The organism is Micavibrio aeruginosavorus, from assembly GCF_051245535.1.
In the GTDB taxonomy this organism is placed as follows: Bacteria; Pseudomonadota; Alphaproteobacteria; order Micavibrionales; family Micavibrionaceae; genus Micavibrio; species Micavibrio aeruginosavorus_D.
The window spans coordinates 2,093,240-2,106,819 of record NZ_CP195303.1 but is presented as its reverse complement, the minus strand read 5'-3'; the positions used below and the strand labels follow the sequence as shown (position 1 = coordinate 2,106,819).

Annotated in this window: 12 protein-coding genes; 2 read left to right on the top strand and 10 right to left on the bottom strand. The window is 56.8% G+C overall.

Annotated features, from left to right (window positions below; all coding sequences use genetic code 11):
- Nucleotides 1–52 precede the first annotated feature (52 nt).
- Nucleotides 53–1,150, bottom strand: a complete 1,098-nt coding sequence (locus ACSC94_RS10220; protein WP_435640737.1) for a porin — start codon at nucleotides 1,148–1,150, stop codon at nucleotides 53–55.
- Between the two features lie 338 nt (nucleotides 1,151–1,488).
- Nucleotides 1,489–2,580 carry a porin gene (locus ACSC94_RS10215; RefSeq protein ID WP_435640736.1) on the bottom strand — a complete coding sequence of 364 codons (1,092 nt, stop codon included), beginning with the start codon at nucleotides 2,578–2,580 and terminating at the stop codon, nucleotides 1,489–1,491.
- Nucleotides 2,581–2,986: 406 nt separating this feature from the next.
- Between ACSC94_RS10215 and ACSC94_RS10210 the strand changes: the two genes are divergently transcribed.
- Nucleotides 2,987–3,532 (top strand): DUF3576 domain-containing protein, encoded by a 546-nt coding sequence (locus ACSC94_RS10210; protein ID WP_435640735.1) that lies wholly within the window; start codon nucleotides 2,987–2,989, stop codon nucleotides 3,530–3,532.
- Nucleotides 3,533–3,601: 69 nt separating this feature from the next.
- Here ACSC94_RS10210 and holA read toward each other — a convergent pair whose 3' ends face one another.
- The 7 genes from holA to ACSC94_RS10175 all read right to left on the bottom strand — a co-directional run bounded on the left by holA (nucleotide 3,602) and on the right by ACSC94_RS10175 (nucleotide 10,896).
- The gene (holA, locus tag ACSC94_RS10205) at nucleotides 3,602–4,627 is read right to left on the bottom strand and encodes a DNA polymerase III subunit delta (RefSeq protein ID WP_435640734.1); all 1,026 of its coding nucleotides are present in this window, start codon (nucleotides 4,625–4,627) and stop codon (nucleotides 3,602–3,604) included.
- A 170-nt stretch (nucleotides 4,628–4,797) separates the two neighbouring features.
- Nucleotides 4,798–5,376: an LPS assembly lipoprotein LptE gene (lptE, locus tag ACSC94_RS10200; RefSeq protein WP_435640733.1), complete on the bottom strand. Its 579-nt coding sequence runs from the start codon at nucleotides 5,374–5,376 to the stop codon at nucleotides 4,798–4,800.
- Nucleotides 5,377–5,396: 20 nt separating this feature from the next.
- Complete coding sequence (locus ACSC94_RS10195; RefSeq protein ID WP_435640732.1) at nucleotides 5,397–6,596, bottom strand: hypothetical protein; 1,200 nt, start codon at nucleotides 6,594–6,596, stop codon at nucleotides 5,397–5,399.
- Nucleotides 6,580–9,123 (bottom strand): leucine--tRNA ligase, encoded by a 2,544-nt coding sequence (leuS, locus tag ACSC94_RS10190; RefSeq protein ID WP_435640731.1) that lies wholly within the window; start codon nucleotides 9,121–9,123, stop codon nucleotides 6,580–6,582. The genes ACSC94_RS10195 and leuS overlap by 17 nt, the downstream gene beginning before the upstream one ends.
- Before the next feature lie 98 nt (nucleotides 9,124–9,221).
- Nucleotides 9,222–9,545: a hypothetical protein gene (locus tag ACSC94_RS10185; protein ID WP_435640730.1), complete on the bottom strand. Its 324-nt coding sequence runs from the start codon at nucleotides 9,543–9,545 to the stop codon at nucleotides 9,222–9,224.
- 166 nt (nucleotides 9,546–9,711) lie between these two features.
- On the bottom strand, nucleotides 9,712–10,188 hold the full coding sequence (locus tag ACSC94_RS10180; protein ID WP_435640729.1) for a hypothetical protein: 477 nt from the start codon (nucleotides 10,186–10,188) through the stop codon (nucleotides 9,712–9,714).
- 24 nt (nucleotides 10,189–10,212) lie between these two features.
- Nucleotides 10,213–10,896, bottom strand: coding sequence for a peptidoglycan-binding domain-containing protein (locus ACSC94_RS10175; protein WP_435640728.1), 684 nt, complete (start codon nucleotides 10,894–10,896; stop codon nucleotides 10,213–10,215).
- 255 nt (nucleotides 10,897–11,151) lie between these two features.
- On the opposite strand from ACSC94_RS10175, the gene ACSC94_RS10170 reads away from it, so the two are divergent.
- Nucleotides 11,152–12,873: a peptidase M32 gene (locus ACSC94_RS10170; RefSeq protein WP_435640727.1), complete on the top strand. Its 1,722-nt coding sequence runs from the start codon at nucleotides 11,152–11,154 to the stop codon at nucleotides 12,871–12,873.
- A gap of 251 nt (nucleotides 12,874–13,124) precedes the next feature.
- On the opposite strand, the gene ACSC94_RS10165 is transcribed toward ACSC94_RS10170, so the two are convergent.
- Nucleotides 13,125–13,529 (bottom strand): Ohr family peroxiredoxin, encoded by a 405-nt coding sequence (locus tag ACSC94_RS10165; RefSeq protein ID WP_435642170.1) that lies wholly within the window; start codon nucleotides 13,527–13,529, stop codon nucleotides 13,125–13,127.
- Between the last annotated feature and the right edge of the window lie 51 nt (nucleotides 13,530–13,580).

The window sequence follows — 13,580 nt, the reverse complement described above, 5'->3', positions numbered from 1 at the left end:
AAAAAGGGGCGATATCCGCCCCTTTTTTAAATCGTTTCATCCAACCCGAAGATTAGAAGTTGATTTGCGTGCCTAGCAACAGGCTGGTGGCGTCGCGGTCGCCGATGGCGCCGCCGAATTCGTGTTCAACATGGTGAATAGAACTGCGGAACGACAGGCCCGGGCCGTAGTTATAGGTCAGGCCAAGGCTGTAACGCTCGGTATCGCCCTCGTTTGCGGCCAATTCCTCATAGGTGCCGTTCAGGTAAGACGCACCCAGAACCCACAAGCCCATGGTGTAATCCGCACCGATCACGAAACCATCATGATTTTCGTTGGCGTCCGTATCGACATTTTCTTCATCGAAATAGACAGCACCGAATTGGAAGTTTTTCCAGCCCAGAACCGCTGCCGTGTTCCATGATGTCAGATCATCGCTGGCTGCGGATTTCTGTTCAACATCAACCGCAACATAACCGGCGCCGAGCAAGAAATGGAAATCGCCCATTTCACGTTCATAGCGCGCACCGATTTCGTAAGCCGAGCCACGATCATCCAGCTCGTCATCTTCGGCAACGCCGAGAGAACGGGACGTGCCACTGACGTCCGGAGTATAGGACACAGCCGCCTGGAAGCCAGAAAACTCCGGCGTGGTGTAGGTAATCTTGTCGGATTTGCCCGAGGAGTTCGTGGCGTAGTCAATCTGGAACCCTGTGCCCAAAGCACCGTTCGTCAACGTGTCATAGTTGATCGGGTTGATGTACTGGCGCACACCGTCGATGTTGGAATCCGCAGCCGGTGCCGCAACCTGCAGCAAATAAGCGCCGCCATCTTCGGCACCAAAATTGATGCGGCCCCAATCGCCGGAGAAATAGACGTAGGATTCGTCAACCGCAGACCCATCGCCAAGATCATTGCGGATTTCAGTATGGAACCCGACGGTCAGACCGTTATCCAGTTTGGTTTTGCCTTTAAAGTGCACTTCGGTATCGCGCAGGATATCAAACGTGCGGGATTCATTACCCGGCATATCATCTTGATCATGCACAGCGACATAACCACGCATGAAACCACCAATACCCAGATCAATCGCATTGTCCTGCGCCATCGCGGATGGGATAGCGGCAAATGTAGATCCCGCAACCAAAGCGGAGAGAAGAATTTTTTTCATGGTCTTAAGTGGTCCCCGAAATAAAGAAAGACTGATTCGTTATAAGGCATAAGGATGCCATTCAGAGTCCCCCCTGTCCAGCCCGTGGGAACGTCCTATCCCTTTGATATACGGCTGTGTTTTTCGTATTGGCTGAAGGGTTTATTGATGCCTTTTTTACCACCCACCCCCACTGTCATCCCGACAGAGCGCAGCGACGAGGGATCCACTCTTCATCCAAGGTGAGATCCCTCACATGCGTTCGGGATGACAGCCGGAGCGGGCGAAAAAGCAAACGGCACAAAAAAGAAGGGAGGCCCAAGAGGCCCCCCTTCCATATTCATCATCCAATCCGAAGATTAGAAGTTGATTTGCGTACCCAGCAGCAGGGACGTACCATCTACGTCGTCGCCAGCAGCTTCGTCATACTGTACGTGGTGTACAGAACCACGGAAGGACATGCCCGGGCCGTAGTTGTAGGTTACGCCACCGGAATAACGCTCAGCGTCCAGACCAGCGGTTTCATGTACGTCGTCAGCGTTGTAGTAGGAAGCGCCGATAACGAACGGGCCAGTTGTGTAGTCAACACCAACTACGAAACCATCGGTGTTAACATCTTCTACGCCACCGGTGTTTTCTTCATCGAAGTAAACTGCGCCGATGTTGAACGCGCCGAAGCCAACGTTTGCACCCAGGTTCCAGGATTGAACGTCGTCGTTAGCCGGAGCAACAGCGTCTTCTTCAACTTCAACTTGTGCATAACCAGCACCAACTGCCAGGCGGAACGCGTCGAAGTTGCCTTCATAACGAACAGCAGCTTCGTATGCGGTACCCAGATCGCCTTCTTCGTCGTCTGCAGAAACGCCCAAGGAGCGGGATGCAGCGTCAACTTCCGGTGTGTAGGAAACAGCAGCTTGGAAGCCGTTGAAGTTCGGAGTGATGTAGGTCAGCTTGTCGGACGCGCCGGTCGGAGCCGTGTCGTAGTCCAGAGCTTCGGTCGCAGCAGCTACGCCAGCGATGTCAGCGTTGAACGCGCTGATGTACTGACGGATGCCGTCAACGTTCGAGTCAGCGGACGGAGCAGCAACTTGCAGCAAGTATGCAGCGCCATCTTCAGCACCGAAGTTTACGCGGCCCCAGTTGCCAGCGAAGTAAGCATAGCTTTCTTCCGTAGCAAAGCCGTCGCCCAGATCATCTTCCAGTTCCGTGTGGAAACCAACGGTCAGACCGTTGTCCAGCGTGGTTTCGCCGGTGAAGTGAATTTCGGTTTCGCGCAGGATGTCTACCGAACGGGCTTCAGAGCCAACGGCTTCATCTTGGTCGTTCCAGGTTACGTAACCTTTCATGTGGCCAGCGATGCTCAGATCAACGCCGCCGTCTTGTGCCATTGCAGGAGCAGCAGCGAAAGCCAGTGCGCCAACAGCAACGGTCATCATCAGGATATTTTTCATTTGGATAGTTCCTCCAGTTTCACAAAAAATCGCATCCGTTCGGATTCAAGGTTTTCAATTTTCACTGATCCCCATGCCGAACGGCACGTATGGGCATTAGGATGTCATCGGAAGGTCAGGTTTTCAACGGGGGACGTGCACAGAAGCCACATTTCACCCTTTATCTGTGATTTTTTTACCACACATAAAAAATATCCATATTTTTCAACGCATTGAAAAATAATACATTTTCCAGATTCTGGCTTATAAGGCCTACCCTACACTCTTTAAGCCCCTCCGGACACCCCCGCCTACCTCCGGATGGTGTGATCAACACCCTAAAACGGCGCCAATGCACCATACGCTTGAGGCTTGCTGCCCCGCATGCTAAATCATCAGGCAGCTTTATATATAAGAGGTTCCCCGCATGACATCGCGTTTTCTGGTTCTGACCCTGTCCTTGATTGCCGTCGCGGCTGTGTCCGCCTGTTCCTCCGCCCCGAAGGGCGAGGCCCAATACCCGACCGGGATGGACCGCAACACCAAGGTGGACCAGAACGATATCTATAGCGAAACGCAAAGCATCTTCGGCGATGGTGGCATTTCCCTGCTGGGCAAGAAGAAGGCCGACACGACCGGCGCCGACGGCGTCACCGTTAACAGCTATCTGTGGCGCGCCGCGTTGGACACCATCTCCTTTATGCCGCTGGCCAGCGCCGATCCGTTTGGCGGCGTGATCCTGACCGACTGGTACACCCCGCCGGAAACACCGAGCGAGCGCATCAAGCTGAACGTCTTTATTCTGGATCGCCAATTGCGGTCGGATGGCATTCAGGTGAAAGTGTTCCGTCAGGTGCGTAAAGGCAATGATTGGCGCGATGCCGATGCCAACGTCGAAACTGGCCGTCAGGTCGAAGACGCCATCCTGACCCGCGCCCGTCAAATGCGGGTGGAGCAGCTTTCTAAGGAGTAATCAGAATCTCGGAATTGCGGAATCTCAGAAATTTAATGTTCTGAGACTCCGAGATTCTGAGTTTCCGAGTCACCGCCGCGAAGCGGCACTGATCGACAACAACGCTTGCGCCGTGACCAATTCATCGGGGGTTCCGGTTTGCTTGCAGTCCGCTTCCAGCCGCATCAGCCGTTGCATAATCGTCTCCAGCCGCGTCGCGCTAAACCGCATCAACTGGCCACGGAAGGAATCTTCCCATTTAAAGAACACTTTGGGGTTCAGGCCGTCCATCGCCTCTTTCGCATTGGCGCCCTGATCCATCGCCACGCGGGCCAGATGCAGGCGGCGCACATGGTTTTGCAAGGACCGCAGCATGGCAATAATCGCCGTGCCTTCATCCAGCAATTGGCGGAAGGTGCGCAAGGCGGCTTCGGTATCGCCGCCCAAGGTCGCGAAAATCAGGTCATCCAGCGATTTCGCACCGCCCTGTCCGCAACAGGCAATCACATCATCCAGATGCACGGATTTATCCGGGGCGGAGATCATATAGGTGATCAATTTTTCAATTTCGGCCCGCGCCAGCAAGCGGTCGCCCGTCAATTGTTGCGACAGCCATGCGCTGGCGTCATTATCGATGCGCAGGCCCGATTCCTGCAGCATTTCACGGATCAGGCCGGAGACATCGCGCGCCTCGGCCACATAGCACGGCAAAGCCGCCGCATTCTTTGCACTTTCCACCAATTTGCGCAGGGATGAACGGGTCGAAAGGTCGCCCCCCTCAATCACCACCAGCGCCGTGGGGGATGGGTCGGACAAATATTCCTTGATCAGCGGGGTCAGGCTGTCCGCCCCGCTTTCAATGCGGATTAAACGGTTGCCACCCATCATGGAAATGGCGCGCGCTTCGTCATTCAGCCGCGCGGGGTCAGACCCCAGACCGTCCGCGCTCAAAACCGCGACATTGAACGGATCATTCAAATCCGCCACGACCGACTTGCCGATCAGCGCCGCCCGCTCCTTCATCAACCCTTCGTCCGGGCCAAACACCAACACCACCCGGGCCGCTGGGTCCGGGGATTTAACGAAAGGTTCAATCTGGCGGAAGGTGAGTTTCATGGGCCGATCCTGTCGGAAGCGGGGGGTTGGGTCAAGGTTTTCCCTTGTTGGTTGAACACCCAACCCTCTCCCCAACCCCTCTCCCGGAGGGAGAGGGGCTTCATGCCCCGCCCGCACCGTATTCCCTCTCCCCCTGGGAGAGGGCTAGGGAGAGGGTCTTTAGAAATAGGCTACGGCAAAATCTTATACCGCACACCCTCAACCGCCTGCGCTTCATAGGGCGTTTTTTGCTGCGGGGTGCGGTTCATGTACAGGACCACCGCCTGCTCGATCTGGCGGGACAAATCGTCGATGGCGTTGTCGCGGGCATTTTGTTCGGTCACACGGGTCGAAAACTGGCTGCCCAGCACGTTATAGCTGACGATCGACGATACGGGGCGCTCTAGAACTGGCTGGCCGCTCATGCCATCAACCAGCACCATGGTTGAGCGCAGACGCAGCTGAGAGCGCGTCGTATCGGCACTTTTCGTCATGTCCAGCTCGGTCTTGGTTTCCGCAATCGGCGCGATATCCAGACGGAAACGCGCATCCGCCGGGCGACCCTGCGCGTAAAAACGATCGATCAGAGCGTTGCGCAATTGCTGGCCGGACCGGTCGGGAATGTTGCTGATCGCCACATCGTTCAGGGCGACGCGCGCCCCCGACGGGATCGCCGCCGTGCCATACATGGGCCGGAAGCCGCAGGCGGCCAACAATCCGCACACCAGAACCAACATGAAAATCGACCGTATTGCTGCCGTATGAATCATCGCCAAAAACCCTTTAATCCCTAGGGGCATTTCAGTGTCAAAACCCCGTCCGTGGCATGCACCATGACGGTTTGGACATCGTTCGTCCAGCCCTGATCCGCCGCAAAAGCCGCGATTGCCGGGGCCGCCGCCGGGTCCAACCCGGCCACAACCACCTTGCCACGCACTTTTTCCGCATCCAGCGTCAGGGTGAAGAGCTGCCCCACGGCCAGACGGTCCCCATCCCCCGGCGGATACAGCGGGCGGGCATCTTTTGCATCTTTGATGCTGAGTTCATAAATCGGGCCGACCGCATCGCGCAGATCGGCACAGCGTTGCACCCGCGCCCGCGCATCGTTCAAAGCAGGGCCGAAAAATTCATCGGCGCTGATCGTGCCCGCCGCAAAATCAGCCGTGCGGGCCGATTTGCCCTCCTTCGCCGCGCGGTCGCGCAGTTCGATACGGATGGCCTCGGGCGAACGGGTGGTTTCAAACGGGCCCAACACCAGCATATCCCGCGTGGCAAAGGCCCCCATGGCCGCGACCCATTCGATTTTGGCCCGTTGCGGCAAGGGCAGGAACACCCAGCGCCCATCCGGCGACCACACCCCGCGATAGGTCAGGGGCGTGTCGATAAATTCCGCCCGGAACGATACCCGCACACCGCCCGCATCATCGCGCACATCAAACCCGATGGTGCCGCCCGCGTGTTCCGCCATACCGGGCGGCCACAGGCGCATCTGTTTTTGCGGCGCTTCCTCTAGCACCGGGACCAGATCCAGAGCGCCATAAGGCTGATCCACGACCGCCGCGGTTCCAGCCCGCAAATCATCCAGCGACAGGGCAAACACCGCACCAAATGGCGGCAACGGCAAGACGTCAGCATTGAACAAATCGCGCCCCTGCTCGGTCGTCAGCCATTGGCTTTGCTGCGTTGTCAGGCGCAGCAAAAAGGCCATGTGGCGCAAATCTTCGGGCTTGGGCGGGGCGGCTTCGTTCACGTGGGAGGGCAATTCCGCCATATCCAGAATAAACATCTGTTCCGCCACATCGTAATGCGTGCGGCTGAGGGCGAAATTCGTGCTCTGGCGCGGCGGGACCTGAAACACATGGGCCAGATTGTCCCCGATCGGCGTGGACCATTGCCCCTGTTCCAGCGCAGCAAAGGCCGGACCCGACAGACAGATCAAAACCCCGATCAGGGCGATATTTCCAGCCCCCCGCTTAACCGACGACCACATTGACGATCCGGTTCGGGACGATGATGATTTTGCGGACATCCTTGCCCTCCAGCGCTTTTTGCACGTTTGCATCAGCCAAGGCGGTTTTTTCGGCGTGAGCCTTTTCCGCATCCTTCGGCAGGGTAATGGTCGCGCGCATTTTGCCGTTCACCTGTACCGCGATGGTCACGGTGTCGGATTGCAGCAAAGCCGCGTCGGCCTTCGGCCAGGCGGTATCCACCAGCAAGGTAGAATGGCCCAGCGCGGCCCACAATTCTTCGGCCAGATGCGGCATCATCGGATTCATGCATTGAACCAATGTTTCCAGTGCTTCGCGCAGGGCCCAGTGATCCGCCGCATCCGCCGCTTTGAATGATCCGATGGTGTTGGACAATTCGCGAATACGGGCCACCGCCTTGTTCAAGTGGAAGGCCTCAATATCCGTTGCCACCCCGGCCATCACGCCATGCGATGCGCGGCGCAAATCAAGCGCCGCATCACTGAAGGCCGATGGCACGGGCGTTTTTGCGGCCGGCAGCGTGGCCAGCAATTCATCCACCATGCGATGCACGCGGTTGACGAAACGCCATGAGCCCTCAACCCCGGCATCGGTCCATTCCAGATCGCGTTCCGGCGGGGAATCCGACAAGATGAACAAACGCGCGGCATCGGCGCCGTAGGTGCCCAGAATAACCTCCGGATCAACCACGTTTTTCTTGGATTTCGACATTTTTTCAATGCGGCCCTGAACCACGGGCGCGCCGGTTTTTATGTGTTTAAACCCGCCTTTGCCATCGTCCACGGTATCTTCGGGCAGCAGCCATTTGCCATCGCCATCCTTGTACGTGGCATGGGTCACCATGCCTTGCGTAAACAGGCCCGCGAAGGGTTCGGCCACATCCAGATAGCCGCAATCCTTCAACGCGCGGGTGAAGAAGCGGGAATACAGAAGGTGCAGCACAGCGTGTTCCACCCCGCCGATATATTGATCGACCGGGAGCCAATAGCCCGCTTTTTCACGCGAAAACGCTTCGTTTTCATTGCGCGGATCGCAATAGCGCGCGAAATACCAGCTCGATTCAAAGAACGTGTCGAACGTGTCGGTTTCGCGCTGCGCCGGTTTGCCGCAGGACGGGCATGCACAATTTTTCCATGTCGGATGGTGCGCCAGCGGGTTGCCCGGTTTATCAAACGTCACATCATCCGGCAGGGTGACGGGCAATTGATCATCCGGCACCGGAACGATACCGCACGCATCACAATGCACCATCGGAATTGGGCAGCCCCAATAACGCTGGCGTGAAATACCCCAGTCGCGCAGGCGGTATTGCGTGGTGCCAAAGCCGCGTTTATCGGCCTCCATGCGCTTGATCACTTCGGATTTTGCTGCATCTACGTCCTTGCCGTTCAGGAAGTCGGAATTGACCAGAACGCCATCGCCCGTGTGCGGCAAATCGCCCTCTCCGCTAATGACACGGGTGATGGACAGGCCGTATTTTGTTGCGAAATCAAAGTCCCGCTGGTCATGCGCCGGGCAGCCGAAAATCGCGCCCGTGCCGTAATCCATCAGGATGAAGTTGGCCAGATAGACCGGCAATTCCACACCCGGAATAAACGGGTGTTTGACCTTTGCCCCGGTATCCAGACCGAATTTATCGCCCTGTTCAATCGCCGCTTCGGATGTGCCGCCTTGCTGCACCTTGGCCATGAAGGCTTCAAAGTCCGGGTGCGATCCAGCCAATTGTGCGGCCATCGGGTGGTTCGGGGAAAGGCCCACGAACGACGCGCCAAACAGCGTATCCGGACGGGTCGTATAAACCTCGATCTGTTGATCCGATCCCACCATATCGAATTTGAACTGCAAGCCCTGCGACTTGCCGATCCAGTTTTCCTGCATAATCCGGACCTTTTCCGGCCAGCGATCCAGTGTCTGGATCCCCTGCAGCAAATCTTCGGCGTAATCAGTGATTTTCAGGAACCATTGCGACAATTTGCGGCGTTCCACCGGGGCCCCGGTGCGCCAGCCCTTGCCGTCCACCACCTGTTCGTTGGCCAGAACGGTGTTATCGACCGGGTCCCAGTTGACCCAGCTTTCTTTGCGGTAGGCCAGACCCTTGCGGTAAAACTCCAGGAACATCTTCTGTTCGTGTTTGTAATACCCCGGGTGGCAGGTTGCGACCTCCCGGCTCCAATCAATCGACAGGCCCATGGATTTCAATTGGTCGCGCATCACCGCAATATTCGCATACGTCCATGTGCCCGGATGTTCGCCGCGTTCCATCGCCGCGTTTTCCGCCGGCAGGCCGAACGCATCCCACCCCATCGGGTGAATAACGTTGAACCCCTGTGCCTTGCGATAGCGCGCCACAACATCGCCCAGCGTGTAGTTCCGCACGTGGCCCATGTGAATCCGCCCCGACGGGTACGGGAACATTTCCAGCACGTAGTATTTCTTCTTGCCCTTATCCTCACCGCTGGCGAAAGACGACCGCTCTTCCCAGGTTTTGCGCCATTTGGCTTCGGTGTCGCGGATATTGTATTTGCTCATCGCTATCTCGTTGATAATGCAGGGTAAATCATAACAGGCGCGCGCCATGCAGCTGCTGCGCCATACGCCGCACCACATTATCCATTTTCATTGTGTTTTCAAAGAACTTCGACACCATCCAAAGGCAAATGGCGCAATACCGTTTCGGCCAGCGTGCGATACAGATCATCCTGAAAAATATCCGCCCTTGCCAGTCCCGGTAACGGCAAACGCTCGCACAAAACGCGGGCAGGATCAGGAACGTAAGGCCGCCGAATAACGGGGTAAGAATCCATGCGGATCACCGCGTTATTCCCGCGCACATGCGGATAGATATAGGCCGCCTTTACCTCTCCCCATTTGTTTTTGCGCGCGGATTCGCGCAGGATAACAAGGGCCAGCTTAAACCCCAGATCCTGCAAAAAATCCTCGTTTGCAGACAAATCTGTGACATTCAGCGTTTCCAATATTGTTTCAGAACGCGGAGACCTGTTCTCATCCCGAACATAGGGACCCCGTTCAATCAAAAGGCACGGCCCGTCCGTTTCTTGATCGTGAACGGACAGACAGAGCATTTGCTTGGGCGACGGAATTTGCAACATCCCCCCACTACTTTTCCGCAACGTCTAACGGCAAATGTCCCAGAACAGTCTTCGCTAAAACATGGTATGTTTTATCCTGAAAAATGTCCTCTTTTATCAAGCTCGGAAGGAACACCTTCTCACAGACTGTTCTATGGGGGCTGGGTCGGTAGGGATGATGACCCGGCAAATACCGATCCATTCGCAATACAGCGCGACCATCATCTTGGTATGCATAAATGTACCGCACCCGGATGCCATCACGAACATCGTTCAGCGCATGCTCTGACAAGAGAGCCAATGCGATCTTAAAGCCCAAGTCCGACAAAAACACAGAATCCATAGCCAGATTCTTGATAGACAGCGTTTCCAGCGCAGTTTCTGTATGCGGGGCACGGTCTTGATCCCGATAATAGGGCTCTTTCTCCAGTAACAAATGTGTCTGTCCATCCCGCTCATGGACAGACAGGCACAACATCTGATGTGATAAAATTTTCTTCACCATTCCGGAAGATTACCCTGCGGAGCGTCAGATCTGCAAGGGTGGCCAATCCTCACGAGGCCAGCCGCGGAGACAAGCTGCATAAATGTCACTGGCCGATTGATGACAAACAGCCCCGGCCTGCGGACCATTGCTTTCCGTGACCCCATTACAATCTGCCGTATCGCTCTCATACTGTGCCTCACAATCCTCTCCCTCAGGCTCAGGTGGCGTTTCCGGCACGGGATTGGGAACCGGGCGCGGGATGGGTTGCGGTTGCGGTGCATCTTCGCCGGTTTCAGTGGGTGTGATGTCCGTGTTCAGACCGATCATGCCGCCCAGCAGCCCGAGCAGGGCCGGCAACGTGCGCACCGCTGCGCCCGCCATCATCGGCGCGGCACCCGCAGCCACCATGGGCACGGACCGCGTTGCGTGACGGACAGGCGCAGGACGCTTTCCCACAGGGCGGTCCAATCCCAACAGCGTGTTGATCAGCGTTGTTTCGGTTTCCCCGCCCGGATTCATGCGGCCATCAACCTTCAGCCCGCGCTCTTTCTGAAACTTGAAAATCGCGTCATTCAGATCACGGTCGATATAGCCGTTTTCAACATCGCGGCCGTACCGATCGATCGCCTTGAATTTCCGTTTCAGGTTTTCAACATCATCCGGATTGTTTTTGAGATTGTTGCCGACCGGGTCGCGCAACAGGGTGGAAATATCTTTGAACAGCATGCCGCCTTCCTTTCGCGTAAAAAAAGCAGGCCCCGCTTTCGCAAGGGCCTGCTGGCTTAAAACATAATAGGACTATATTCCTTTTATCTTCAAAAGTCAATGCGCACCGCGCTGTCCCCCATATGTCGGTGTGGTCATTATCCATTTTTTCAATGTTTTCAAAGACAATCAGGGCCATGAAAGCGGTTGAGGCCCATGCGTCCTGAGGGTGAAACACCACGAACGATCTTTTTCCTACGGGCTGTGTGGCGGCGCGTGGCGGAGAATGTTTTGCGCCTGTTTGGGGTCGAACCGGAACGGACGACACTGGCCCTGACCAATACACCACCAACGCCGGAGGAAGCGTTGCAGGCCTATGACCGCCTGCGCCGTATTTTCGGGGCATGGCAGAGCGAGTCCGACCAGATTGATATTTTACAGGCGGAAAAATGGCTGGCCCCGCCTGCGGCGCTGGATTCCATCGTCGCCGACATCAAGGGGCGGCGCCATAACCAGTTTCGTTTGCTGAACAGCGACCGGTATCACGTCGATACCCTGCTGGATCACGCGGATACCATCGCACAGGCTTTGCCCGACTGGGATCAGGCGAATTTGCAGGAGATGCGGCGGCTGCATGATTTGTCGTCCGGCCTGACCCATCCGGAATTGATTGATGCGCTGGAAGATGCGTTGAAACACTCGGAATCCCAGTGGTTGGAGACGTTTGAAGTGTCCGAGCGCGAAGGACCCCGCGCCGCATGGCAGGCGCAGCAACCGATCCTTGAAAATATCTTCTCCCTGCGTCGGCAATTGGCCGCCGAGCCCGCCCGGCGGCTGGGCGTGGCGGTGTCGGAAGTGTTGCTGGATGAATGGAACCCGCACACGCGCAACAGCGATATTGACCGCGCCATTGAATCGGCCAAAACGCGATACCCCCATAATTTACAGAGTTTGGCGCAGGAATTGCGCGATGCCCCACCGCCGTTGCCCCTGCCCGATGTTGCGGAGGAGCTGCAGCAAAAATTATTCCGCCATGTGTTGAACGCGTTTCTGGATGCGGGTGGATGGGACCAAAATCAGATGGACCACCATGATATTGAGATTGATTTTACCACCCTGCCCAACGGGTTTTGCTGGGGCACGCCCAACCGCGTCAAACTGGCCATTGAATGTTATGAAGATGATGTGCTGCGCGGTCTGACCAATGCCATGCATGAATGCGGGCATTTGCTGTATCTGCTGGCGCTCAACCGCCTGCCCGATGCGGTGAAGTCCCAGCCGGTGGGCCGTGTGAACGGGTACAACACGCACGAGGCCGCCGCGATGTTCTTTGAGCAAGCGGGATACAAGAAGCGGTTCTTCGATATTGCTGCACCCTTGATCCGCAGCATTTTGCAGGTGGATGGGCCGGAATGGACGCCGGAAAACCTGCACGCGCTGGCCACGCGCCCCGATCCGCATGATATGAATTGGGGCACCAGCGAGCTGGCCTTGCCGCCGAACATGGTTTGGCGCGTGCTGGCCGAACGCCGCATTCTGGATGGGGAAATGGCCGTGGCCGACCTGCCCGCCTTCTGGGCCGACACGATGCAGCAATTCACCGGCCAGCCGCATGATCCGGATGATTTCATGGTGGCAGAAAGCCACTGGTTTGATCGCCAGATGGGGTATTTCTGGGCGTATCAAACGGGCGCCATCGCCGCCTCGGCCCTGCATGATGCGCTGGTGCGCGACACGCCGGATCTGGACCAAAAGGCTGCGACACTGGCCGATTATCTGCGCCCTTATGCCAGTTTCATCGAAGACCGCGTGTTCGCGCAAGCCGGACGCTTCCGCCCCCTGATCCTGCTGGAAATGGCCTCAGGCACACGGCCCAGCATGCGCGCCTATCTCGACCGTCTGGGGCGGTTGGCGGAGCCGGGTGAAAATGCGCACAAAAATGTGCAGCAAAGCGCAGAACATTCTAAACCTGCTACCACCCGTTCAACGCGCGGATAAGCCTAGAAACCCCCCTTTTCCCCTCTCCCATAGGGAGAGGGTTGCGCAGGCTTAGGGCAGCGCCCTTAGCCAAAGCTGGGTGAGGGGTTGGGATATTGCAGGATCAAACACGCCCTCACAACCATTCTACCCCCTCACCCCAACCCTCTCCCCATGGGAGAGGGGGCTTAAAGTGGACGCGAAAGAGCGCGTGAATGTGGTCTTTTCACGCGCTCCATCTGATTGATATGACGGATCAATAAACACAGCTTTTATGCGGTGGTGACGTTCAGCACCACGTCGATATTGCTGCGCGTTGCCTTGGAATAAGGGCAGATCTGGTCCGCCTCATGCACCAGTGCTTCGGCCACATCCTGTGGCAGGCCCGGCAGGCTGACATCGATCCGGGCTTGCAGCAGATAGGCATTGCCCGTAATACCAAGATCGACCGCGATCTCGACCGCTGTGTCAGAAGGCAGGGCGACCTTCATCCCCTGCGCGGCCTTGCGCATCGCGCCCGTAAAACAGGCCGACCACGCCCCAGCGAACAACTGCTCCGCAGTGGGGTGCGACAGCGTGTCCTCGTACACATAATTGGGCGTTTCATCGGTGCCCGTGGAAAGCCGCATATTGACGCGGTCCTTACCGCCCAATGTTGTCAGTGTCTTGCCGGTCATCAGAACGGTTTGGATCGTTCCTGATTGCAGCACACCACTGGTTTTTGCTGC